Source organism: Glaciihabitans sp. UYNi722 (assembly GCF_040549465.1).
Lineage (GTDB): Bacteria > Actinomycetota > Actinomycetes > Actinomycetales > Microbacteriaceae > Lacisediminihabitans.
In genome coordinates this window covers 45684-68455 of record NZ_JBEPTL010000011.1, presented here as the reverse complement: position 1 = coordinate 68455, position 22772 = coordinate 45684, and the positions used below count along the sequence as shown (strand labels likewise).

24 protein-coding genes are annotated in these 22772 nt (G+C 64.2%); 3 read left to right on the top strand and 21 right to left on the bottom strand.

The window, feature by feature from the left end; all coding sequences use genetic code 11:
• Window positions 1-55 precede the first annotated feature (55 nt).
• The 10 genes from pheT to infC all read right to left on the bottom strand — a co-directional run bounded on the left by pheT (window position 56) and on the right by infC (window position 9679).
• Window positions 56-2548 carry a phenylalanine--tRNA ligase subunit beta gene (gene pheT / locus ABIB56_RS09975; RefSeq protein ID WP_354569055.1) on the bottom strand — a complete coding sequence of 831 codons (2493 nt, stop codon included), beginning with the start codon at window positions 2546-2548 and terminating at the stop codon, window positions 56-58.
• Entirely contained in the window at window positions 2548-3588 is a 1041-nt protein-coding gene (gene pheS, locus ABIB56_RS09970) for a phenylalanine--tRNA ligase subunit alpha (protein ID WP_354569054.1), read from the bottom strand. The genes pheT and pheS overlap by 1 nt, the downstream gene beginning before the upstream one ends.
• Window positions 3589-3640: 52 nt before the next feature.
• Window positions 3641-4525, bottom strand: a complete 885-nt coding sequence (locus ABIB56_RS09965) for an amino acid ABC transporter permease (protein ID WP_354569053.1) — start codon at window positions 4523-4525, stop codon at window positions 3641-3643.
• A complete protein-coding gene (locus tag ABIB56_RS09960) occupies window positions 4522-5169 on the bottom strand; it encodes an amino acid ABC transporter permease (RefSeq protein ID WP_354569052.1) in 648 nt (215 codons plus the stop codon). The genes ABIB56_RS09965 and ABIB56_RS09960 overlap by 4 nt, the downstream gene beginning before the upstream one ends.
• 73 nt (window positions 5170-5242) lie before the next feature.
• A complete protein-coding gene (locus ABIB56_RS09955) occupies window positions 5243-6100 on the bottom strand; it encodes a glutamate ABC transporter substrate-binding protein (RefSeq protein WP_354569051.1) in 858 nt (285 codons plus the stop codon).
• 51 nt (window positions 6101-6151) lie between these two features.
• A complete protein-coding gene (locus tag ABIB56_RS09950; RefSeq protein WP_354569050.1) occupies window positions 6152-6940 on the bottom strand; it encodes an amino acid ABC transporter ATP-binding protein in 789 nt (262 codons plus the stop codon).
• 80 nt (window positions 6941-7020) lie between these two features.
• A complete protein-coding gene (locus ABIB56_RS09945; protein WP_354569049.1) occupies window positions 7021-7824 on the bottom strand; it encodes a TrmH family RNA methyltransferase in 804 nt (267 codons plus the stop codon).
• 175 nt (window positions 7825-7999) lie between these two features.
• A complete protein-coding gene (gene rplT, locus ABIB56_RS09940; RefSeq protein WP_354569048.1) occupies window positions 8000-8389 on the bottom strand; it encodes a 50S ribosomal protein L20 in 390 nt (129 codons plus the stop codon).
• 26 nt (window positions 8390-8415) lie between these two features.
• Window positions 8416-8610 carry a 50S ribosomal protein L35 gene (gene rpmI, locus ABIB56_RS09935; protein ID WP_354569047.1) on the bottom strand — a complete coding sequence of 65 codons (195 nt, stop codon included), beginning with the start codon at window positions 8608-8610 and terminating at the stop codon, window positions 8416-8418.
• Between the two features lie 37 nt (window positions 8611-8647).
• A complete protein-coding gene (infC, locus tag ABIB56_RS09930) occupies window positions 8648-9679 on the bottom strand; it encodes a translation initiation factor IF-3 (protein ID WP_354569098.1) in 1032 nt (343 codons plus the stop codon).
• Between the two features lie 308 nt (window positions 9680-9987).
• Here infC and ABIB56_RS09925 point away from each other — a divergent pair, with 308 nt between their 5' ends.
• Entirely contained in the window at window positions 9988-10395 is a 408-nt protein-coding gene (locus ABIB56_RS09925) for a DUF1844 domain-containing protein (protein WP_354569046.1), read from the top strand.
• A 27-nt stretch (window positions 10396-10422) separates the two neighbouring features.
• Here ABIB56_RS09925 and ABIB56_RS09920 read toward each other — a convergent pair whose 3' ends face one another.
• From ABIB56_RS09920 to ABIB56_RS09885, 8 genes are all read right to left on the bottom strand, one after another.
• Window positions 10423-11220 (bottom strand): HAD family hydrolase, encoded by a 798-nt coding sequence (locus ABIB56_RS09920; RefSeq protein WP_354569045.1) that lies wholly within the window; start codon window positions 11218-11220, stop codon window positions 10423-10425.
• On the bottom strand, window positions 11221-11532 hold the full coding sequence (locus ABIB56_RS09915; protein WP_354569044.1) for a hypothetical protein: 312 nt from the start codon (window positions 11530-11532) through the stop codon (window positions 11221-11223). It lies immediately after the preceding gene.
• Between the two features lie 52 nt (window positions 11533-11584).
• Window positions 11585-12346, bottom strand: a complete 762-nt coding sequence (locus ABIB56_RS09910; RefSeq protein WP_354569043.1) for an SseB family protein — start codon at window positions 12344-12346, stop codon at window positions 11585-11587.
• Entirely contained in the window at window positions 12346-13095 is a 750-nt protein-coding gene (priA, locus tag ABIB56_RS09905; protein WP_354569042.1) for a bifunctional 1-(5-phosphoribosyl)-5-((5-phosphoribosylamino)methylideneamino)imidazole-4-carboxamide isomerase/phosphoribosylanthranilate isomerase PriA, read from the bottom strand. Before priA ends, ABIB56_RS09910 begins: the two co-directional genes overlap by 1 nt.
• A gap of 75 nt (window positions 13096-13170) precedes the next feature.
• On the bottom strand, window positions 13171-13806 hold the full coding sequence (gene hisH, locus ABIB56_RS09900; RefSeq protein WP_354569041.1) for an imidazole glycerol phosphate synthase subunit HisH: 636 nt from the start codon (window positions 13804-13806) through the stop codon (window positions 13171-13173).
• Window positions 13807-13808: 2 nt separating this feature from the next.
• A complete protein-coding gene (gene hisB / locus ABIB56_RS09895; RefSeq protein WP_354569040.1) occupies window positions 13809-14414 on the bottom strand; it encodes an imidazoleglycerol-phosphate dehydratase HisB in 606 nt (201 codons plus the stop codon).
• Window positions 14411-15505, bottom strand: a complete 1095-nt coding sequence (locus ABIB56_RS09890; RefSeq protein ID WP_354569039.1) for a histidinol-phosphate transaminase — start codon at window positions 15503-15505, stop codon at window positions 14411-14413. Before ABIB56_RS09890 ends, hisB begins: the two co-directional genes overlap by 4 nt.
• A 78-nt stretch (window positions 15506-15583) precedes the next feature.
• A complete protein-coding gene (locus ABIB56_RS09885; RefSeq protein WP_354569038.1) occupies window positions 15584-15973 on the bottom strand; it encodes a LysM peptidoglycan-binding domain-containing protein in 390 nt (129 codons plus the stop codon).
• A 276-nt stretch (window positions 15974-16249) separates the two neighbouring features.
• Here ABIB56_RS09885 and lexA point away from each other — a divergent pair, with 276 nt between their 5' ends.
• Window positions 16250-16954: a transcriptional repressor LexA gene (gene lexA / locus ABIB56_RS09880; protein WP_354569037.1), complete on the top strand. Its 705-nt coding sequence runs from the start codon at window positions 16250-16252 to the stop codon at window positions 16952-16954.
• A gap of 102 nt (window positions 16955-17056) precedes the next feature.
• Here the strand turns inward: lexA and metE are convergent, their stop codons facing one another.
• The 3 genes from metE to hflX all read right to left on the bottom strand — a co-directional run bounded on the left by metE (window position 17057) and on the right by hflX (window position 22121).
• A complete protein-coding gene (gene metE, locus ABIB56_RS09875) occupies window positions 17057-19372 on the bottom strand; it encodes a 5-methyltetrahydropteroyltriglutamate--homocysteine S-methyltransferase (protein ID WP_354569036.1) in 2316 nt (771 codons plus the stop codon).
• Complete coding sequence (locus ABIB56_RS09870; protein ID WP_354569035.1) at window positions 19369-20346, bottom strand: methylenetetrahydrofolate reductase; 978 nt, start codon at window positions 20344-20346, stop codon at window positions 19369-19371. The genes metE and ABIB56_RS09870 overlap by 4 nt, the downstream gene beginning before the upstream one ends.
• 224 nt (window positions 20347-20570) lie before the next feature.
• Entirely contained in the window at window positions 20571-22121 is a 1551-nt protein-coding gene (gene hflX / locus ABIB56_RS09865; protein WP_354569034.1) for a GTPase HflX, read from the bottom strand.
• A gap of 42 nt (window positions 22122-22163) precedes the next feature.
• Here hflX and ABIB56_RS09860 point away from each other — a divergent pair, with 42 nt between their 5' ends.
• On the top strand, window positions 22164-22772 hold the full coding sequence (locus ABIB56_RS09860; RefSeq protein WP_354569033.1) for a class I SAM-dependent methyltransferase: 609 nt from the start codon (window positions 22164-22166) through the stop codon (window positions 22770-22772).

Here is a 22772-nt window from a genome sequence, read left to right as displayed (position 1 = left end):
TGTTTCGCGGTAATTGTCCACGGGTCGAGCATAGTAGAACTTCGCCGAGCATCCGTTATTCGCGAACGGTGGCGCCGAAGTGCTTGGCGGCGAGTGCCGCGCCGGCCAGCTTCGCGTCACTCGCTTGGACAGCAGTCAGGGTGCGGTCGGTCGCGCGGAAGCGCAGTGCGAAGGTCAGCGAACGACTGCCCTCCGCAACGCCCGAGCCGCGATAGTCGTCGACCAGCCGCGCATCTTCGAGCAGCTCACCCGCGCCCTGGACCACCGCAGCCAGCACTTCGCCGGCCGGTGTGCTGATCGGCACTACCAGCGAGAGGTCCTGCGTGGCCGCGGGGAAGGTGGCGATCGGCGTCGGCGACACCTCGCGAGCGGCCAGGTCGATGAGCAGGCCGAGATCGATCTCGAGCACCGCGGTCACGCGAGGCAGGTCGTACCCCTCGGCGAGTGCCGGCAGTAGTTCCCCGGCGTATCCGATGCTCCGGTCGCCGACGAAGATCTCGGCAGTCCGCCCCGGGTGGAGCGCCTGGTGCGAGCCAGTGCGAATGGAGACAGTGGCATGAACCGCGATCGCGACCTGGCGCGCGGCGTCGAGCGCGTCCGTGAGCCCCCGCTGCACTGCGGGCTGGCCCGGCTGCTTGGCGATCGCAGCACCGACGAAGAGCGCTCCGAGGTGGAGTGGCTGCGGCGGGATGCTGTCGAGCAGTTCGGCGAGCTCGCCATCGCTCGGGCGCACCACACCGGAGGGCAGCGGCCCACTGCCGTAGGTGCGACCGGACTCGGGGCGGAAGACGAGACCGAGTTCGTAGATGCCGAGGTCGACGAGCCCGCGAGACAGGTTGCGGTGCGCGGTTGAGATCAGCCCTGGCACCAGTGAGGTGCGCAGGAATGGCGCCTCACCATCGAGCGGGTTGGCCAGCCTGACCGCCGGAACTTTCCCGGTGACGGGCGAGCCGAAAGTGTCATTGGACGCGCTGTTGACGAACGGGTAGGCCAGCACCTCGGTGAGACCGTTGGCCGCGAGCACCTGCGCGGTCGAGCGGCGAAGGCGCTGCTGGCGGGTCAGACCGCGGCCGGGAGGCGCAACCGGGAGAACCGCAGGGATGCGGTCGTAGCCGACGATGCGGGCTACCTCTTCCGCGAGAGTCGCTTTGTCGGTGAGGTCGGGACGCCAGGTCGGCGGCGTGACGAGCAATGCACCATCCGTCGCCTCGATCACTCCCCCGATGTCTTCGAGTGCCGACAGCGTCTCCGCGTCAGAGTAGTCCGCTCCGACGATCGCGTTCACGTAGCCGTTCGGCAGCTCGATCGGCTTCGCGGCGGTCGCCGCATACAGGCGCGATCCGAGTGTGTCAGCCTTCCCGCCGGCGAGCTGTTCGAGCAGCTCGACGACACGCGCGGCTGCGGCATCGGCGACATCCGGATCCACCCCGCGTTCGAACCGTCGGGAGGCCTCGCTCGGCAGTTTATGGCGACGAGCGGTGCGTGCGATCGACACCGGATCGAAGTTCGCGGCCTCGATGAGCACGTTCGAGGTGCTGTGGCCGATCTCCGTCGACTTCCCGCCCATCACGCCGGCGAGACCGATGGCACCGGAGTCGTCCGCGATGACGAGATCCTGAGGATGCAGCTTCCGGCGCTGCCCATCCAGGGTCACCAGCTCCTCGGCTTCAGCCGCACGACGCACCGTGATGCCACCGCTGAGCCTGTCGAGGTCGTAACCGTGGATCGGCTGGCCGAGTTCGAGCATCACGTAGTTCGTGACATCCACGACGAGCGAGATCGAGCGGATGCCGGCGAGCTTGAGGCGCCCGACCAGCCATGCGGGCGACGGCGCGGTCGCGTCGATGCCGCGGACCACGCGGGTCGCGAAGACGGATACACCGACCTCGCCACGCACCGGGTTGCGGTCGTCAACGGTCACGGAGAAACCAGAGCCCTCGATCGGCGTCACTGCGGCTGCGGGATCGCGGAACGGGGAACCGGTGGCGTGCGAATACTCGCGGGCGATGCCACGGATGGAGAATGCGTAGCCGCGGTCGGGAGTGATGTTGACCTCGACGGCCCAGTCGTCGAGACCGAGCAGTGCGATCGCATCCGTGCCGACCTCTGGATCGAGGCCGAGCGGGGCGAGACGGAGGATGCCGTCGTGCTCCTCGCCGAGCCCCAGCTCGCGCGCCGAGGCGATCATGCCGTCGGAGACATGGCCGTAGGTCTTACGAGCGGAGATCGGGAAGGGTCCGGGCAGTACGGCGCCGGGAAGCGACACCACCACCTTGTCGCCGACGGCGAAATTGTGGGCACCACAGACGATGCCTCGTGGCTCGGCCTCGCCGACATCCACCTGGCACCAGTTGATCGTCTTGCCGTTGCTCTGCGGCTCGGGCGTGAACTCGAGAACCTGCCCGACGACGACCGGTCCGGTCACCTCGAAGCCGTGCACATCTTCTTCTTCGAGGCCGACCTTGACGAGGGCGGCGTGAACGTCTTCAGGGGTGACATCGGCAGGAACGTCGACGAATTCGCTGAGCCAGCTGATCGGGATACGCATCAGACCACCATTCCGAACTGCTGGCTGAAACGGATATCGCCCTCGACCATGTCGCGCATGTCGTTGAGGTCGTTGCGGAACTGCAGCGTGCGCTCGATGCCCATGCCGAAGGCGAAGCCCTGGTATTCGTCGGGATCGATACCCGCGGCGCGCAGCACGTTGCGATTGACCATGCCGCATCCGCCCCACTCGACCCAGCGGGCGCCGCCTTTGGCGTTCGGCTGCCAGACATCCATCTCCGCACTCGGCTCGGTGAACGGGAAATAGTTGGGGCGCAGACGGATCTTCGCCTCCTCGCCGAACATGATGCGGGCGAAATGCTCGAGGGTGCCGCGCAGGTGCGCCATGGTGAGCCCCCTGTCGATAGCGATGCCCTCGACCTGGTGGAACACCGGAGTGTGGGTCGCGTCGAGTTCGTCGGTGCGGAACACCTTGCCGGGAGAGACCACGTAGACGGGAAGCTCGCGGGTGAGCAGCGAGCGGATCTGCACAGGGCTGGTCTGCGTGCGCAGCACCAGGTGCGAATCGACCGGATCGACGAAGAGGGTGTCCTGCATGGCGCGAGCAGGGTGATCCTCGTCGAAGTTGAGCGCGTCGAAGTTGAACCACTCGTTCTCGAGTTCCGGTCCTTCCCCGATCTCCCAACCCATGCCGACGAAGACGTCGCCGATCAGTTCCTGCAGCAGGTTGAGTGGATGCCGCGCACCGGGAGTCCAACGGGACGCCAAGGCCGTGACATCCACTGTCTCGGCCGCGAGTCGTTCGCGTTCTTCGACGACGGCGAGTTCTGCCTCGCGCTGCTCGACGGCCTTGGTCACCCGACCGCGACCCTGACCCATGAGCTTGCCGGCGGCAGCCTTCTGGCCGTTGGGCAGCGATCCGAGCGTCGCGTTCATACGGGCCAGCGCGGAGGCCTCACCGATGTGCTGCGCGCGCACCGACTTCAGGCTGGCCGTGTCTGGCGCCTCAGCGATGGCTGCGAGCGCAGCATCCACCGCCGCGGCGACGTTGTCTTCGGTGATGGGGGTGAGCTCTGGCACGAGTCACAAGTTTACCGGGATGGATCCGGCTCCCGTGTCGGCACGACGCTGCCTACTGCGGACCGCCGACGACCGAGATCTTGGAGTCCATGACTTCCTCATCCCGTGACGGCCGTCCGCCGGAGGCGCCGCGCTTGGCCAGCCAGCGGGCGAAGGCCGACAGCGACAGGTTGACGACAAGGTAGATCGCCAGGGTGACGAGGAAGAACGAGAACAGATATCGGTTACCGAGGGCACTGGAGAGATTGTTCATCGTGGTGCGAATCAGCTCGTTGTAACCCACGATGTAGCCGAGGCTGGTGTCTTTCAGCAGAACGACGAGTTGGGCAACAATAATCGGCAGCATCTGCCGAAAAGCCTGCGGAAACTCGATACGCATCTTGGTCTGCAGGCGGGTGAGGCCGAGGCTCAGCCCGGCTTCTCGTTGCCCGCGAGGCAACGAGACCAAACCGGCACGCAGTGACTCGCCGATCAACGCGCCGTTGTAGATGGCGAGCGCAATGACCACGGCCCAGAAAGCACCTGTCGATGCGACAAGAAGGATGAACAGCATCATGAGCAGAACTGGCATGCCCCGGAAGAACTCCAGAATGATCGTCGTCGGTACCCGAACCGCCGCATAGACCGAGGTTCGGAGAAGGGCGAATCCGATTCCGATCAGGATCGCGAAGGTCGCCGCGATGGCAGCCGCTTCCAGCGTGGCGAGCAACCCGAGCCCGACCCGTCTCCACAGCACCGGGTTAGTGAACACGTCCCAGCGGCTGGGGTCGAAGTAGCCCGGGAGAGTGAGCCCCCCGGACGCCTTACGCGGGGCGCCGAGCGTAAGCCCTACCCAGACGAGAAGCGCAGCGATGAGCACCAGGACGACAATCGACACGATGCGTGAACGGCGACGGGTCTTGGGACCGGGTGCGTCGAACAATACCGAGGTGCTCATCGCTGCACCACCCACCTTTTTTCGAGACGACCAGCCAGGATGCCCAGAGGCACAGTGATGACCAGATAGAACACTGCTATCGCGAGAAGGACCGGGATCACCGCGTTACCGTTGGCGTTCGTCAGTTCCTTCGCGACGGCGAAGAGCTCGACCACGAAGAAGCCGCCCGCGACCGAGGTGTTCTTGGTCAGGGCGATCAGGACGTTGATGAGCGGCGGAATCACCATGCGGAAAGCCTGGGGAAAGATGATGAGGCCGACACTCTGACCGAAGCCGAGCCCGAGGCTTCTCGCCGCCTCAGCTTGGCCAACCGGAACACCGTTGATTCCTGAGCGCAGCGCTTCCGCGACGAACGGCGAGGTGTACAGCGTCAGTCCGATAACGGCACTGAAGTAATAAGGAAACGTCGACCCCAGGTAGGGCAGCACGATGGCGCAGAAGAACAATACAAGGGTGAGCGGCGTGTTCCGGAGCACCTCGGTGTAGACCGTCGCGAAGCCACGCAACGAGGGGATCGGTGAGATTCGCATCGCCGCGATGATCGTGCCGATGACGAGAGCCAATACCCCTGAGATCAACAGCAGGCTGAGCGTTGCGCCGAAGCCGGTGAAGAACCGAGGCAGGTTCGCAATGATCGCGTCCACGCGCTGGCCGTCCCTTCCGCATTATGTCGGGAGCGGGACAGCCGCTAAGGGCTGTCCCGCTCCATTTGAGCTTTTAGTACCGGTCGACTGCCGGGGGTTTCACATACGGCAGAACCTTGCCGGCGGTGTCTTCCCATGCCTTCTTGTACGCGCCATCCTTGTAGGAGGCCTCGAGCACGTCGTTGATGAAGTTGCGGAACTCCGTGTCATCTTTTTTCACGCCGATGCCGTAAGGCTCCTGCGTGAAGGGTTTGCCGACAACCTTGAATTCGCCCTCGTTCTGGGCTGCAAGACCCGCGAGGATCACGTTATCGGTGCTCACCGCAACGGCCTGGCCGCCGCGCAACGGCTCCAGGCAGTTGGAGTAAGTGTCCGTCAGCAGCGGCTTTGCACCGATCTCAGCGAGTTTGGCAGCCGGGGTGGAACCGGTGACCGAACATACCGACTCTCCCACCAGGTCCTTCTCGCTCTTGATGCTCTTGTTGTCTGCTTTTACCAGGATCGACTGTCCAGCCGTGTAGTAGGGTCCAGCGAACGAGATGACCTCTTTGCGGGCATCGTTGATCGTGTAGGTCGCGACCACCAGATCGACGGTGCCGTTTTGAATGAACGGCTCACGGTTCGCGGAGACGGTCTCTTTCCATTCGATCTTGTTAGCGGCGATTCCGAGCTTCGACGCGATGAGCTTGCCCATCTCCACGTCGAACCCCTGTGGGCCGTCGAGGCCATCCAGGCCGAAGAGCGGCTGGTCGAACTTGGTGCCGATAGTGATCTTGCCGGCATCGGCCAGCTTCGCCATAGTCGTTCCGGCTGCGAACGACGGCTTCGCGACGGGCGTCGATGTCGCCCCTGAATCGCCTCCCGCACAGGCGGCCAGTGCGAGTACGCTCGCCGCGGCCAGCCCGATGAGTGCAAGCTTTCTTGATTTCATGCGCTGTTGTCCCTCTCTTGGAGTTGGTTACTGGTGCATCATGCGCCACGTTCAGTGCGCAAGTATTTTGGAGAGAAAGTCTTGCGCGCGTGGCGATTTCGGTGCCGTGAAGAAGGCTTCGGGCTTCGCCTCCTCGACGATCTCTCCGTCGGCCATGAAGAGCACGCGATCCGCGGCCTTCCGTGCGAAGCCCATCTCATGGGTCACGACGATCATCGTCATGCCATCGCGAGCCAGCCCGACCATCACGTCGAGCACTTCGTTGATCATCTCCGGGTCGAGAGCGCTGGTCGGCTCATCGAGCAGAATCAGTTTCGGAGACATCGCAAGCGAGCGTGCGATCGCCACTCGCTGCTGCTGTCCGCCGGACAGCTGAGCAGGCATCTTGGACGCCTGATTTGCCACCCCGACACGCTCCAGCAGTTCCATCGCCTTGCTTTCGGCCGCCTTCTTGGACATCTTCCGCACTCGGATGGGCGCGAGTGACACGTTCTCGAGCACCGTCTTGTGGGCGAAGAGATTGAACGACTGGAAGACCATTCCCACGTCGGCACGCAGTCGTGCGAGGTCCGCTCCCTCCTCGGGGAGCACGGTGCCGTCGATGCTGATCGTGCCGGAATCGATGGTCTCCAGGCGATTGACTGCTCGACAGAGCGTTGATTTGCCCGATCCACTCGGCCCGATGACCACGACAACTTCGCCGCGGTTCACCGTGGTGCTGATGTCCTTCAGCACATGCAAGGCACCGAAATGCTTGTTGACATCGCTGAGAACCACGAGGGGCTGGCCACGCTGCGCAGTGATATTGGAGGTGGCCGGTGTCGAATTCAGGGGCTCCATACGACATCACCATACGTCACGGCACGTCGCGGGTGTGTGACAGGCCGAGGACGATGCCGACTTGTGATCGTTGATCCCCGCTAAGCATCCTGCTGGGCGAACGCGCTTTCATAGAGGCAGACGGATGCCGCCGTCGCCAGGTTCATCGACTCGGCATGACCGTAGATCGGCACCGTGATGGCCCGATCGGCGAGTGCGAAGTGCTCGTCGGACAGGCCACGCGCCTCGTTGCCGAAGAGCCAGGCTGTCGGCTGCACCAGCAGGCCCTCGCGACGTGCTGCGAGCAGGTCGTCGCCCTTGATATCGGCGGCGAGCACGGTGAGACCGGCCTCGCGCGCCTTCTGAATCACACTCTCGAGCTCGGCTCCGACCGCGACCGGCAGGTGGAAGATCGAGCCGGTGGAGGCCCGCACCACTTTGGGGTTGTAGAGGTCGACGCTGCGACCGGTGAAGATCACGCCGTCAGCGCCCGCAGCATCCGCCGCCCTGATGATGGTGCCGGCGTTGCCAGGGTCGCGCACCTCCTCGAGGATCGCAATGAGCTTGGGCTCCGAGCGCAGGATGTCTTTGACCGAGGTCGGAAACTGGTGGCAGACCGCGACGATCCCCTGGGGGGTGACGGTGTCGGCCATGGCATCGAGAACCTGTTCCGTGACGAATTCGACATCGACGCCGGCATCCACTGCGGCCTGAGCGATATCGGTGTAACGCTCGATGGCGGTCGGGGTCGCGTAGAGCTCAACGACCAGCTGCGGACGAAAAGTCATCGCCTCAGCGACGGCCTGTGGACCCTCGAGCAGGAAGAGGCCCGTGGTCGCCCGAGCCTCACGCTTGGCGAGCTTGGCGACGCTTCTCACGCGGGGCGAGCGGGGGTTATCGAGCACGGGCCCATCCTATTCGGGCGCGGTGAATGCGGGCTGAACTCACGCCTGTCTCCGCCCTGCGCTGTTGTTTCGGCCTTCCGCTGCGCAATTCGCGACAGCGGAAGGCCGAAACAACAGCGCACTTACCAAGAAAGCCCGGCAACCATCGGTCACCGGGCTTCCTTCGAGGTCGGAATTACGCGGCGCTGACCTTCGGGGCCGAGGTGTCGGCCGGGAGAGCGGCCTTCGCAGTGGCGACGAGCGCGGCGAACGTGGCGGGCTCGGTCACGGCGAGGTCGGCGAGGATACGACGGTCGACACCGACGCCGGCCAGGTTCAAGCCCTGGATGAGGCGGTTGTAGGTGAGGCCGTTGGCGCGGGATGCAGCGTTGATGCGCTGGATCCACAGGCGACGGAAGTCACCCTTGCGGGCACGACGATCGCGGTAGGCGTAGACGAGGGAGTGGGTGACCTGCTCCTTGGCCTTGCGGTAGAGGCGCGAACGCTGGCCGCGGTAACCGGATGCGCGCTCGAGGATTACCCGACGCTTCTTGTGGGCGTTGACGGCCCTCTTTACTCTTGCCATTTCCTAGTCCTTATTCGTAGTCGGCGTTACTTGCCGAGAAGCTTCTTGATGGCCTTGACGTTCGCCGGAGCGATGACCTGGTCCTGGTTGAGGCGGCGCTTGCGCTGGCCCGACTTCGACTCCAGGTTGTGGCGCATGCCAGCCTGCTGCTTCATGATCTTTCCACTACCGGTGACCTTGAATCGCTTCTTGGTGCCGGAGTGCGTCTTCTGCTTGGGCATTTCTCTCCTTATTCGTGCTACTCGACAGAATTAGTGACTAATCCGTCGCAACATCTGCTGGTGCAGTCTTCGGTGCCACGGCGCGAGGCTTCGGCACAGCGCCGGGCGTCGGAACGGGCTTGGCTGCCGTCGCGGGCGTCGCCTTGGAAGCGGGCGCCTTCGGGGCAGGGGTCTTGGTTGCGGCCGGTGCAGCTGCGACCGGAGCGGCCTTGGCGGGCGCTTCCTTTGCCGGAGCAGCTTTCGCTGCTGTGGGGGCGGCGGGCTTCTCCGGAGCGACCTCAGCAACCGGCGCTTCCTTCACAGGAGCGGCGGTCTTCGCGGGAGCCTCAGCGGCCTTAGCGGGAGCCTCTGCGGCCTTCGCGGGAACCTCAGCAGGCTGCGCTGGAGCCTCTGCCGCCTTCGCTGCGGCCGGAGCCGGAGCTTCTGACAGGGCTGCGACGACCGGTGCGGCCTTCACGGACGCCGCAGATACTGCCTCTGGGACAGCTGCGGCAGGGCGCTCGGAACGAGCGGGCTTCGAAGCGGGGCGCTTCGCATCGTGCTCGGCCTTCACCTCGGCCTTCGTCTTGAGGGGCCCGATCACCATGACCATGTTGCGGCCATCGATGGTCGGGGTCGATTCGACGGTGCCGAATTCCGACACGTCCTCGGCGAAACGCTGCAGCAGGCGAACGCCCTGCTCCGGACGCGACTGCTCGCGGCCACGGAACAGGATCATGGCTTTTACCTTGTCACCGCCCTGAAGGAAACCCTCGGCACGCTTGCGCTTGGTCTCGTAATCGTGAACGTCGATTTTGAGCCGGAAGCGAACCTCTTTGAGGATCGTGTTCGACTGGTTGCGCTTGGCTTCTTTCGCCTTCTGCGCAGTTTCGTACTTGAACTTGCCGAAATCCATGATCTTGGCAACGGGAGGCTTGGAATTGGGAGCAACCTCAACCAAATCCAGGTCGGCCTCCTGGGCAAGACGAATTGCGTCTTCAATGCGCACTACACCGACCTGCTCGCCGTTGGGGCCAACAAGTCGGACCTCCGGCACGCGGATTCGGTCATTGGTACGGGGATCGCTGATGCGTAACTCCTTAGTCAGTTCTGTTGGCCAGAGCGAGCCGACGGGATGTCGAAGCTCACGACGAAGAAGAAAATTTGTGCACCAGCATCCGAATTATCCGGTCACCAAGCACAGCACCCTGGACTCTCTGCCTGCCTTGGGAGCACGCAGAGGGGGCACCAACAACCCGGTAACCTTGATTTATTCAGTAAAGAACGGTGTGTCGAATAGACACGCAAAGCGGTCAAGCGCGGGTGGGAGAATCTCCACTTTCGTTTCGAAACCAAAAGTCTCGAAGCCAGCGTTCAGTGTAACAGAGGATTCCCCTAATGAGCGAGACAGAGCACGTCCACGCCTTCGACGACAGCGCCGCGCAAGAACACAGCGCCGGCCAAGAACACAGCGCAGGTCAGGAATACAGCGCCGCCCGCGATATCGCCGACGTGCCGGCCATCGAAGTGATCAACACGGTCGCCGTGCACCTGTTGAGCGCGGCCGCCGTCAAATGCGGTCTGGCGGATGATCCGCAGAGCCAGCTCGACCTTGACGAGGCTCGCAAACTCATCAACGCTCTTGCCGGACTCGTCACGGCGAGCGCGCCGGACCTCGGAGACCAGCATGCCAGGGCGCTGCGCGACGGACTGCGCTCCGTGCAACTCGCCTTCCGCGAAGCATCCACGATTCCCGATGCACCGGGTTTCGGCGCTGGCGAGAAGTGGACAGGCCCCGTCAACTGACCCGATGAGGCCGTCGGGATGCTCGCGCTAGAACCAGCGCTCCAGCACCTGCGCGACGGCGTCGTGATCGTGGTGCTCTCCCACCTCTGACGCGATTGCTTTGACCGTGTCATCCGCGTTGCCCATGGCCACCGACCATCCGGCCCAGCGCAGCATCTCGATGTCGTTGGGCATGTCGCCGAACGCGATCGCGTGCTCGGGAGAGATGCCCCACTCCTTCGCGAGTCCCTCGATCACCGCACCCTTCGTGATGCCGGCGAGCGAGATCTCGATCAAACCGTCATTGGTCGAGCGGGTGAGAGTGAAATCGTCACGGTAGAAACTGTCGAAATGGCTGATCACCGCCTGTTCCTCACCCGGCTCGGTGCGGATGAGCGCCTTCACGACATAGGCGGCGCAGAGTTCAGCCACTTCAGTGCGACGAACTTCCGAATCACCACGGAAGGGAAAGGTTGGTTCCAGCGCGATGCCGAACTCCGGCAGTCCCTCGACGCCGACCGAGAATTCGGCGCCGGTAGATCGCAGCTCGGTAATCGCCGTCAGCAGCCGTGCACCGTCGAGCGGGTAGGAGGTGATGACGGTACCGGAGTCGAGATCCATGATGATCCCACCGTTGCAGCACAGCGCGGTCGACGACGGCACATCGACCTTCAACGGTTCGATCCACCTCGGTGGGCGTCCCGTTGCGATGACGACGCGTGCGCCGGCCTCAGAAGCGCGATGCAGTGCGGCCGCGTTCCGCTCACTCACCAGACCGGCCGCGCCGAGCAGGGTGCCATCGAGGTCGAGAACGATCAGGCGGAGCGGGGTGCGTTCGGAAGTCACTCAGCCATTATTCCGGCTATCGCCCGACTCGTCGTCGAACAGGCGGGGTGGCGGAGGCTGGTTGCGGCGCGCCCTGACCGTCACGAACACACCGAGACCCATCCAGACGATGGCCACCACGAAGAACCAGGGCTGCGCGGCGGCGCCGAAGATCATCCCGAGCAGCACGACGACGAAGATGACATTGAGCCACCAGTAGATCGAACGATTGCGCAGGGAGAATGGCCGGCGAGTCGGTGGTGTACGACGCTCCCGGGGCTTCTCATTGAACAGCCACCCGCTGGGCTCGCGCCCCGATCCGTTGCCGCTCATGACAGTCAGCGTAGACCCGCCCGCTGCGAGTAGGCCCGGGAATGACCGCCAGCTAAGCGGATGGCGCGGCCGTGAGCTGTACGCGCATCGAATCCACCCGCGTGGCGATGAGAGCACTCGTCGCCCACCGTTCCTGCAGGCGGGCGAGCAGCGCGTCGAGGTCGCCCTTGGCCAGGCCCGGGACCAGGGCGAGACGCACGACGAGTTCTGGACCGGCCAGCCGGGCATCCGGATCCCCGGCGTCGAGCACCACGCCTGCGACTGCGGGCTCGGGCCGCGCAGCAACCATGAACTCGCGGAGTACCCCGTCATCGAGGTAGCTCGGCATCCAGCCCTGGGACTGGGCGATCGCCCACAGGGCGGGGCGGCGGATGACGAACTCCGTCGCCGAAGTCGCATCGAGGACCACGAGTTCGGTGTCCTCACTCGCGGCGGCGAGTGCCACACGCACGGCATCGGCAGGGACAGGGCGAGCCTTCGCATTCCAATGCTGCATCGCTTCGACCGAACTGAACACCGGCATCACATTGCGCCCGTCAGGGCCTGCGACCGTCACGATGGAGAGTTCCGCACTCTTGTCGAGGGTATGCCCGTGCTCACCGATGTCGGTCTCCCCCAGCCGAGCGACGAGTGGAATCAGCAGGCGCGAGTCACGAAATGCGTCGACGACCTCGACCTCACCGACCTCACGCGAACGAAATCGACGGATGGACTCGATCAACCGCTCCGGTGCCGAGCCGTCGTCTCCGGAGAAACTGTTGTGGTCGAAGTGTCGACCCTCCCACGGCGTACCCGCAGAGTCGGTGCCGCTCATCAGGCTCCGGCGACGTCCAGCGCCTCAGCCAGCGTGAAAGCCTTGGCGTAGAGCGCCTTGCCGACGATCGCCCCCTCGACTCCGAGCGGCACGAGGGCACGGAGGTCGGCGATGTCGTCGAGGTTGGAGATTCCGCCGGAGGCGATGACCGGCTTGTCTGTGCGATCGGCGACCGAACGGAGGAGCTCGAGATTGGGGCCCTGCAGTGTGCCGTCCTTGGTGACATCGGTGACCACGTAACGACTGCATCCGGCGGCCTCGAGGCGGTCGAGCACCTGGAACAGGTCTCCGCCATCCTTGGTCCAGCCGCGTGCCGCGAGTACGGTGCCACGCACGTCGAGACCGACGGCAATGGTCTCGCCGAGCTCGCCGATGACGTGCGCCGCCCACTCGGGATTCTCGAGAGCCGCGGTTCCCAGGTTGATGCGTTTGGCACCCGTTGCGAGCGCTGCTTCGAGGCTCGCGTCGTCGCGGATGCCACCGGACAGCTCGATCTGCACGTCTCCGCGAACCTGGCGGATCACCTTCTTGATCACAGCATGGTTGTTCCCACGCCCGAAGGCCGCGTCAAGATCGACGAGGTGTATCCACTCCGCGCCCTGCGACGCCCAGTCGACGGCGGCATCCACCGGATCGCCGTAGTTGGTCTCGCTGCCCGCCTCGCCTTTGGTGAGACGCACGGCCTTGCCGTCGGCGACATCCACTGCGGGAAAGAGGGTGAGAGCCGGGGTGCTGGTGAACTCGCTCATGGTGCCTTTTCTCGGCCGCGAAGCCGCTCGGCCGCACACCTCACTGGCGCACGGCAAGTCTCAGATGTTACTCACTTACGCAAGTGCCGCGATCCAGTTGGACAGGAGGCGGATGCCGGGAGCCCCCGACTTCTCGGGGTGGAACTGCGTGGCGGAGAGCGGACCGTTCTCGACCGCCGCCAGAAACCTGGTGCCGTGCTCGGCCCAGGTGAGGTGAGGATCGGCAAAAGGCTTCATCACCTCGAGACTCCAGTCACTCGCCGCATAGGAGTGCACGAAATAGAAACGCTCGTCGGCGATGCCATTGAAGAGAATCGAGTCGTCCGGCGCTTCGACGGTGTTCCAGCCCATGTGAGGCAGGATCGGGGCATCCAACTCGGTGACGGTGCCTGGCCACTCACCAAGGCCTGCCGTCTCGACGCCGCGTTCGACGCCGCGATCGAACAGTACCTGCATGCCCACGCAGATTCCGAGCACCGGGCGACCCCCGGCAAGACGCCGGTCGATCAGGTCGGCGCCGTTGACGGAATTCAGCGCCTCCATGACCGCCGAGAAAGCGCCGACGCCCGGCACCACAAGGCCGTCGGCCTCGAGAACCTTCTTACGGTCGGCGGTGAGCTCCACCCTGGCACCGGCCGCCTCGAGGGCCTTGGCGGCCGAGTGGACGTTGCCGCTGCCGTAGTTGAGGACGACGACGGATGGCTGGGTCACGATTACAGCGCACCCTTGGTCGACGGGATACCGCTGACCCTGGCATCCGGGGACACAGCCTGACGAAGCGCGCGCGCGAAAGCCTTGAACTCCGCCTCGGCGATGTGGTGCGGATCACGACCACCGAGCACGGTGATGTGCACAGTGAGGCCGGCGTTGAAGGTGATCGCCTCGAAGACGTGCCGCACCATGGACCCGGTGAAGTGGCCGCCGATGAGGTGGTACTCGAAGCCAGCCGGCTCGCCGGAGTGCACCAGGAATGGACGACCGGAGGTGTCGACCACGGCCTGCACGAGTGCCTCGTCGAGCGGCACGAGCGCGTCGCCGAAACGGGCGATTCCCACTTTGTCGCCGAGGGCCTCACGAATGGCCTTGCCCAGCACGATTCCGATGTCCTCCACTGTGTGGTGGACATCGATCTCCGTGTCACCGTTCGCCTGCACCTCAAGGTCGATCAACGAGTGCTTGGAGAAGGCGGTGAGCATGTGGTCGAAGAACGGTACAGAGGTGTGGATGTCAGATTTTCCGGTGCCATCGAGATCGATGGCGAGTTCGATGCTCGACTCGCTCGTCTCGCGCCGAAGTCGGGCCACTCGGTGCGTACTCATGCGCCAATCCTAGCCATCGGACCGAGACCGGCCATGGCCTCGAGGAACGCCGTCGTCTCGGCGACCGTACCCGCCGTGACTCGCAGGTGATTAGGGATACCGAGGTCGCGGATGATGATGTCCTGCTCCAGAAGCGCCTCGAAGACGGCGTGCGGCTCGGCCACTCCGCCAAACAGCACGAAATTCGACCAGCTCGGCCAGGCGGGGAATCCGAGCTTCGGCAGTTCCTCCAGGATGCGGTCGCGCTGGGCCTTGATGTCGTCCACCATCGCCAGCATCTCCGCGCTGTGCGCGAGAGCGGCTGTGGCCGCCGCCTGGGTCAGCGCAGACAGGTGATAGGGCAGACGGACAAGACGGAGGGCGTCGGCGATGGCCGGATCCGCAGCGAGATAGCCGAGACGGGCGCCGGCGAAGGCGAAGGCCTTGCTCATGGTGCGCGACACGATAAGCCGCTCGCGTCCCTCCAGCAGACTGAGGGCCGTGGGCAAGTCGGACGGCGCGAACTCGGCATAGGCCTCGTCGACGACCACGATCCCGTCGGTCGCGTCGTAGGCGGCAACGATGGTCTCGAGCGACAGCGGTGTGCCCGTCGGGTTATTCGGAGAACAGAAGAACACGAGATCAGGTCGAGTCTTCTCGATCCAGGCCACCGCCGTCTCCGGCGAGATCTCGAAGTTCTCGTCGCGCTCACCAGCGACCCAGGCGGTGCCGGTGCCGGCGGCGATAATCGAGTGCATCGAATAGGTGGGCGGGAAGCCGAGGACGCTGCGGCCCGGTCCGCCAAAGGCTTGCAGAATCTGTTGCAGTACCTCGTTGGAACCGTTCGCTGCCCAGATGTTCTCGCGCGTGATCCCGCTACCGAGATAGCCAGCCAAACTGTCTCGCAACACGGTAAACTCACGATCCGGATACCGGTTAACGCTCAGCACGGCTTCGGCGACCGCCATGACGATGTCGGTCGCGACAGCCTCAGGAATCGGATGCGTGTTCTCGTTGACGTTGAGCCGGATGCGCACGTGCTCCTGCGGAGCTCCGTACGGCTTCAGACCACGAAGGTCGTCGCGGATAGGGAGATCACTGAGACTGGCCACCCATCAATGCTAAAGCGCCGCATGACCGCAGGCCGCCATCAGCATTCACCGGCGACCTGCACCACGCCCAGAACAGGATCAGTGCGAATACTGCGTGGGAATCGCGAGCTGCTGACCGGCCTGCAGGTCGGCACCCGACAGCTGGTTGAGATGCACGATATCTGCCACGACGTCGCGTGGGTCGGCCGAGGGAGCGAGCTCGCCGGCGATCTGCCAGAGAGTCTGCCCCGACTGCACCGTGACGTGCTCGAAGGAGACCGAAGTGGGTTCGTCAGTCGCCGTAGCACCGCCGCCGTTCGTCGCGACGAAGAAAGCGCCGATCACCAGCGGGAGAGCCGCCAGGCCGGTAAGGACCACGCGACCGCGCTTGGTGAGGTGCAAACGAGGCGATGCCGACACGGTGTTGATTCCCGCTGTGTTGATTCCCGCTGTGTTAATTCCAGCTGTGTTGATGATTGCGGTGCTCATAGTTGCGACCTTTCTTCTCCGGTTTGTCGTCGGGAGGGTTTTCGTATCCGACACTCGGCCGGGAGCGCCGGATACGAAGCTTTGTTCCGAACATATCTTCGATTGTTCGCAAAATCAAGCTCGATATTCGACTTTTCTCGAGTGAGATGCGCGACACACTCGAACAAAGGTTTGCTTATTGCTCGAATGTGGATACAGTTTCGATTGTCTGGGGATTACGTAACCAGACACCACCGACATTGCCCGGCGAAAGTCGCCAGAACGAGCGGGAGAGATATGGACGACGCGAGCGAACCTCGAGAAGCCGGCCCTACACAGGAGAAGCCGGGTACCCGTCGGCGCAAGAGCCTCAGCGATAAGCAGCTCGCGATCCTCGATGTCATCCAGCGTGCGGTGGCGAACCGTGGCTATCCGCCGAGCATGCGTGAGATCGGTGACGCGGTCGGACTCTCATCCCTTTCGAGCGTCACCCACCAGCTGAACCAGCTGGAGCTGAGCGGCTACCTGCGCCGCGATCCCAATCGTCCACGTGCCCTCGAAGTGCTCATCGATCTGCAGCAGGAAGACACCGGGGGTGTCGTCTCCGACAACCCGACCCCGATCGGCGACGCGGCGATGGTGCCTCTCGTCGGCCGGATCGCCGCCGGCATCCCGATTACCGCTGAGCAGCAGGTCGACGAGGTGTTCCCACTCCCCCGCCAGCTGGTCGGCAAGGGCGATCTTTTTATGCTCAAGGTCGTGGGTGATTCCATGATCGATGCCGCCATCTGCGACGGCGACTGGATCGTCGTGCGCCAGCAGAAGGATGCCGAGAACGGCGACATCGTCGCGGCGATGCTCGACGACGAGGCGACGGTCAAGGTCTTTCAACAGCGGGACGGCCACACCTGGCTTCTCCCTCGCAACAGTGCCTTCGCGCCGATCTTGGGCGACTTCGCCGAGCTGCTCGGCAAAGTCGTGGCGGTGCTGCGGTCTGTTTAGCTAGTCCGCGCTCAAGGACAGATTCTCGAAATCGGGGTCACCGCGGCCAGGACGGGCCAACGGGTCGGCCCCGCCAGGTCGCAGTGACCCCGATCGCAGGCATCAGGCGTGGATGTGCGCCTCCCGTACGGCACGCGTAGCGGCGAGCACGTTGGTCAGCGACTCGACGGTTTCGTCATACCCGCGGGTCTTGAGGCCGCAGTCGGGGTTGACCCAGACCTGGCGCTCCGGAATCGAGCCGAGGGCGATCTCGATCAGGTCGGTGACCTCGTCGATGGACGGCACGCGCGGCGAATGGATGTCGTAGACGCCCGGTCCGATGCCACGACCGAAGCCGCTGCGCTGGATGTCGGGCACAACCTCCATCTTGGAGCGAGCCGCCTCGATGGAGGTGACATCCGCATCCAGATTGTTGATGGCATCGATGACCACACCGAACTCCGAATAGCAGAGGTGAGTGTGGATCTGCGTCCTGTCGGCGACACCGGCCGTAGCCAGGCGGAAGGAGCCAACCGACCAGTCGAGGTAGCCGGCGTGGTCTTTCTTCTTGAGCGGCAGCAGCTCACGCAATGCAGGCTCGTCCACCTGGATGATGCCGATTCCGGCAGCTTCGAGATCGGCGATCTCGTCGCGGAGGGCGAGCGCGACCTGGTTGGCCGTCTCGCCAAGTGGCTGATCGTCACGCACGAACGACCAGGCGAGGATTGTCACGGGGCCCGTGAGCATCCCCTTGACCGGCTTCGGTGTGAGGCTTTGCGTATAGGTCGACCACTCGACGGTGATCGGCGACGGACGGGAGACATCCCCCCAGAGAATGGACGGGCGCGTACAGCGGCTGCCGTAGGACTGCACCCAGCCGTTCTGGGTCACCGCGAAGCCATCGAGGTTCTCGGCGAAGTACTGCACCATGTCGTTGCGCTCTGGCTCCCCGTGCACGATGACGTCGAGACCGATGGATTCTTGCAACTCGACGACGTTGCGAATCTCCGCGCGCATCGCCTCCTTGTACTGCTCCTCGGTGATCGAGCCATTGGCGAAGGCCGCGCGCGACTTTCGGATGTCGCCGGTCTGCGGGAACGAACCGATCGTCGTCGTCGGCAGGAACGGCAGTCCGAGGGCTGCGTCCTGGGCTGCGAGCCGTGTGGCGTAGTCGCCACGGGAGAAGTCCGCGGGCGTCAACGCAGCCTCGCGAGCTCGAACGGCACCGTCACGCACGCCCACGGCATGGTGACGATCGTTGAGAGCTGCGGATGCGGCATCCAGCTGCGGTTGGATCGTCGCCTTACCTTCGGCAAGACCCTTGGCGAGGACGGCAACCTGACCGACCTTCTGGTCGGCGAAGGCCAGCCAACTCTTCAACTGGTCGCTGAGCAGCGGCTCGTCGTTTACATCGTGCGGCGTGTGGAAAAGCGAGGTCGATGTCGTGACCGCGACGCTCGGGCTCAGCTCGCGCAAGTTCTCGAGCTTGTCGAAAGCACCGGCCAGGTCGCTCCGCCAGATATTGTGGCCGTCGATGACGCCGCCGACAATGGTTTTCTCGGTGTGGAATCCTTCTGGGATCGTGCCGCGGACCAGATCGAGGCCGATGGCTTCGATCGGCGTCGAGTCCAGCACGGCCAGAGCGTCGTCGAGGCTGCCGTAGGGAGCTGCAACGAAGATCTGTGGGCGCGCGGGTACGGCGCTCAGCGCGTCGTAAGCCCGCTTGGTCGCCGCGAGTACCTGGTCGCGCGGCACGTCGATGCTCTCGCTCACGAGGCCGGGCTCGTCGAGTTGCACCCACTCTGCCCCGACGGCTGTGAGAGCCGCCAGCAGTTCGGCGTAGACCGGGAGCAGGTCGTCGAGGCGGTCGAGCGGCTGGTACCCCTCAGGCGCGCCCTCACTCGCCTTGCTGAGCAGCAGGAAGGTGACAGGGCCGACGATCACCGGACGGGTACGATACCCGGATGTCGTCGCCTCGGCCACCTCGCGGATTAGGCGGTCGGAGGCGAGATGGAAGTCCGTCTCCGGACCGATCTCAGGCACGAGGTAGTGGTAGTTCGAGTCGAACCACTTGGTCATCTCCGCGGGGGTGTTCTGCCCCTCACCGCGGGCGATCGTGAAGTAACCGGCGAGATCGATGGTGCCGTCGGCCCGCACGAGAGAGGAGAAACGGGTCGGAACGGCACCGACGGTGACCGCGGCATCCAGTACCTGATCGTAGTAGGAGAAGGCCTCCGGAATCGAGGAATCGGTCGCCCCGAGCCCGAGCGAGACGAGGCGCTGGCGGGTGACGGCGCGCAGTTCGGCGGCAGTGGCCTCGAGCTGCTCTGCGGTGATCGAACCGGCCCAGAAGGATTCGACGGCCTTCTTCAGCTCGCGGCGGCGACCGATCCGTGGATAGCCCAGGATGCTGCCGGTGGGAAATGTGGGCGACGTCATACGGATTCCTTGCTGTTCGTTAGTGCTGTGGCGGATGAATCGACCAGTCCGACGCCCTCCAGTACGGAGAGCGCGGCTCGGTGGGTGTTGTGGGTGTAAAGGTGCAGCGCCGGAGCGTCGCCCTCAAGGAGCTCATTGGCGAGTGCGATGGAGTGCTCGATACCGATCTCGAACTGCTCCTCTGCCGACTCTGCGGCAGCGAGCCGACGAGCCAGTTCTGCGGGCTCGCGTTCCTCGCTCAGCTCGAGGACACGTTTCAGACGGACCGAGGATGTCACCGGCATGAGGCCGGGAACGATCGGAATGACCACGCCCGCAGTCGTGGCGGCCGAGACGAAGCCGAGGTAGTCGTCGGCATGAAAGAACAGCTGCGTGATCGCGAGCGTAGCCCCAGACGTCTGCTTAGCCAGCAGCACGTCGATATCCTGGTTGACCCGACTGGATCGTGGATGACCGTTCGGGAAGGTCGCGACGGCGACGCGTACCTTGGGTCGGTTTGAGCGGATTTGGCCAATGCCGGCCGCCGTGCGCGAAGGAACCGTCGCGTACTGGGCACGCTCCGTCTGCACGCGATGAATCAGCTGCACAAGCTCGGAAGCTGTGCGGAGATCGCCGAGAAACTGATCGCCCTCGATGGCGCCGCGCGGAGGGTCTCCACGCACCGCCAGGAAGCTGGTGATTCCGGCGTCGAGAAACTCCCGCACGAGACGATTGGCCTCGTGATGCGACGACCCGACGCAGGTGAGATGCGCCATGGGCTGCACGCTGGTCTGCTCCAGGATGTACCGCAGCACCTCGAGGGAACTCTCCCGTGACGAACCGCCGGCCCCGTAGGTTACCGAGATGAATTCCGGCCCCACCTGTGCGAGCTTCTGAATCGTCTCGGGAAGCGAATCCTGTGCCGCCTGGGATCGCGGCGGAAAGAGCTCGAAGGAGAACGGGGTTCTCGGCGCTCGAGTCTCTGCCTGCGACACTGTCAGGTCCAATCCTTCGACGGGCGACATCCTGTGAGCCGTGAAGGCCTCACAGGACATCGGAATACGGATGCTGGCCTCGAGGGCTCCTGTGGGCGGGTGCCGGGCTCGGCGGTCGCACCGTCGCCCTAAACCACCGGCCGACTTGGTAGATCACACTAGCAAGCGACCGCTGAGAGGGGTCAAGTATTACGGACGTTTACAGGCAGTTATTTCACCAGTGCCTATTTTGCCAGTACAGAGGCGAACGGTCGCAGCGCGGCCGCCTGCTCTTCGTTCACGAGTGCAGAGATCCGGGTGCCGGCCTCCTCGTAGGAGGTGGCGAGGATCCTGCCGTGCTCGTGGATCGAGGAGATGAGATCACCGCGCTCGTAGGGAATGAGCAGATCGAGTTCGATCGATGGCACCGGAAGCGCCGCGGCGATCGCGGCGAGGAGTTCTTCCACGCCTTCTCCCGTGCGAGCGGAGACGAAGATCGCGTTCGGCTCGAGTCCGCGCAGCACCAGCCGCTGGTCAGCATCCACCAGGTCGCTCTTGTTGAAGACCACGATCTCGGGAATGTGACGCGCCTCGACCTCGCCGATGACATCCCGCACCGTCGCGAGCTGGCTTCCAGGGTCCGGATGCGAGCCGTCGACCACGTGCAGGATCACGTCGGAATCGGCGATCTCCTCGAAGGTCGAGCGGAACGCCTCGACGAGCTGGTGGGGCAGGTTGCGCACGAATCCCACGGTGTCGGTGAGCGTGTAGGCCTGGCCGTCCTCTGTGAGGTTCTTGCGCACCGCGGTATCGAGAGTTGCGAATAGCGCATTCTCGACAAGAGCACCGGCACGGGTCACCCGGTTGAGCAGCGACGACTTGCCGGCGTTCGTGTACCCGGCGATCGCCACGGATGGCACGGAGTTGCGATCCCTATTGGCACGCTTGGCCTCGCGGGCAGGCTTGAATCCGAGGATCTGCTTGCGCAGTCGCGACATCCGAGTGTGGATGCGGCGCCTGTCGAGTTCGATCTTCGTCTCACCCGGTCCTCGGCTGCCCATACCGTTTCCGGCGCCCACCTGGCCACCGGCCTGGCGGGACATCGACTCACCCCAGCCACGAAGACGGGGAAGGAGGTACTCGAGCTGGGCCAGTTCGACCTGGGCCTTGCCCTCACGGCTCTTGGCATGCTGGCTGAAGATGTCGAGGATCACGGCGGTGCGGTCAATGACCTTGACCTTCACGACATCCTCGAGTGCGCGCCGCTGGCTCGGAGCCAGTTCGCTGTCGACGATGACGGTGTCCGCCCCGGATGCCGCGACGACATCCCGAAGCTCCACCGCCTTGCCCTTGCCGAAGTAGGTGCTCGGGTCGGGGTTCGGGCGCCGCTGCATCAGTCCGTCGAGCACGACGGCACCGGCGGTCTCGGCGAGAGCGGACAGCTCACGCATGGAGTTCTCCGCCTCGACGGCATTGCCCTGACTGTAGATGCCAATCAACACCACGCGCTCGAGCCGCAGTTGCCGATACTCGACCTCTGTGACGTCTTCGAGTTCGGTGGAGAGCCCAGCGACACGCCTCAGCGCCTGGCGGTCTTCTCTGTCGAACTGGTCGCCGTCGCTGGTCGACCTCTCGTCGACCGAGTCGGTCTGCAGCGCCTGGGCGCCTCCACTCGTAAAGAGGGAATAGCCGGATGACCGGGTGGCCGCCCTGGCCAGCACGCGGTCGATAACGTCGGGCGCGAGGCTCTCACCTGCGTCCCCATCCTGCGGATCCAACGGCTCAGTCTCAATCATTGGGTTAACCCTAGCTCCTCGTATTTCGATAGGTTCGTCCTTATGGCCAATGAGCATTACTTCTCAGAAATCCCCGAGAGTGAGCTCAAATTTCGCAACATCCGAGTTCCGCTAGCGGGCCAGGTCTACGACCTGGTTACCTCCAACGGCATCTTCAGTCCGGAGCGAATCGATGCCGGAACCCAGGTGCTCCTCGCCCATACTCCGCCGGCTCCTCCCGGAGGGGATTTGCTCGACCTGGGTTGCGGGTGGGGTCCGATCGCGCTCACCCTCGCCCTCGAATCGCCTCACGCCACCGTGTGGGCTGTCGATGTCAACGAACGGGCGCTCGAACTCGTGCGCCGCAATGCCCAGTCTCTTGGCCTTACCAACATCAACGCCTGCAAGCCCTCGGATGTTCCCGTAGATGTGGCGTTCATGAGCATCCGGTCCAATCCGCCGATCAGGGTCGGCAAAGACGAGTTGCACAACATGCTCCAGCACTGGCTGCCCCGGTTGGAATCAGGGTCGGATGCCTGGCTCGTCGTGCAGCGGAACCTTGGCTCCGATTCGCTGCATCACTGGCTCGACGGAGTGCTCGCGTCGGACTATGTCGTCTCTCGGGCTGCAACCAACAAGGGATACCGGGTACTTCGGGTGCGGCGCCACTGA

Bases quoted from the DNA above. Each gene is read 5' to 3' on its own strand.
- pheT (WP_354569055.1), bottom strand. From the start codon at position 2,548: ATGCGTATCCCGATCAGCTGGCTCAGCGAATTCGTCGACGTTCCTGCC.
- ABIB56_RS09965 (WP_354569053.1), bottom strand. From the start codon at position 4,525: ATGAGCACCTCGGTATTGTTCGACGCACCCGGTCCCAAGACCCGTCGC.
- ABIB56_RS09955 (WP_354569051.1), bottom strand. From the start codon at position 6,100: ATGAAATCAAGAAAGCTTGCACTCATCGGGCTGGCCGCGGCGAGCGTA.
- ABIB56_RS09950 (WP_354569050.1), bottom strand. From the start codon at position 6,940: ATGGAGCCCCTGAATTCGACACCGGCCACCTCCAATATCACTGCGCAG.
- rplT (WP_354569048.1), bottom strand. From the start codon at position 8,389: ATGGCAAGAGTAAAGAGGGCCGTCAACGCCCACAAGAAGCGTCGGGTA.
- rpmI (WP_354569047.1), bottom strand. From the start codon at position 8,610: ATGCCCAAGCAGAAGACGCACTCCGGCACCAAGAAGCGATTCAAGGTC.
- ABIB56_RS09925 (WP_354569046.1), top strand. From the start codon at position 9,988: ATGAGCGAGACAGAGCACGTCCACGCCTTCGACGACAGCGCCGCGCAA.
- ABIB56_RS09915 (WP_354569044.1), bottom strand. From the start codon at position 11,532: ATGAGCGGCAACGGATCGGGGCGCGAGCCCAGCGGGTGGCTGTTCAAT.
- ABIB56_RS09910 (WP_354569043.1), bottom strand. From the start codon at position 12,346: ATGAGCGGCACCGACTCTGCGGGTACGCCGTGGGAGGGTCGACACTTC.
- priA (WP_354569042.1), bottom strand. From the start codon at position 13,095: ATGAGCGAGTTCACCAGCACCCCGGCTCTCACCCTCTTTCCCGCAGTG.
- hisB (WP_354569040.1), bottom strand. From the start codon at position 14,414: ATGAGTACGCACCGAGTGGCCCGACTTCGGCGCGAGACGAGCGAGTCG.
- ABIB56_RS09885 (WP_354569038.1), bottom strand. From the start codon at position 15,973: ATGAGCACCGCAATCATCAACACAGCTGGAATTAACACAGCGGGAATC.
- lexA (WP_354569037.1), top strand. From the start codon at position 16,250: ATGGACGACGCGAGCGAACCTCGAGAAGCCGGCCCTACACAGGAGAAG.
- metE (WP_354569036.1), bottom strand. From the start codon at position 19,372: ATGACGTCGCCCACATTTCCCACCGGCAGCATCCTGGGCTATCCACGG.
- hflX (WP_354569034.1), bottom strand. From the start codon at position 22,121: ATGATTGAGACTGAGCCGTTGGATCCGCAGGATGGGGACGCAGGTGAG.
- ABIB56_RS09860 (WP_354569033.1), top strand. From the start codon at position 22,164: ATGGCCAATGAGCATTACTTCTCAGAAATCCCCGAGAGTGAGCTCAAA.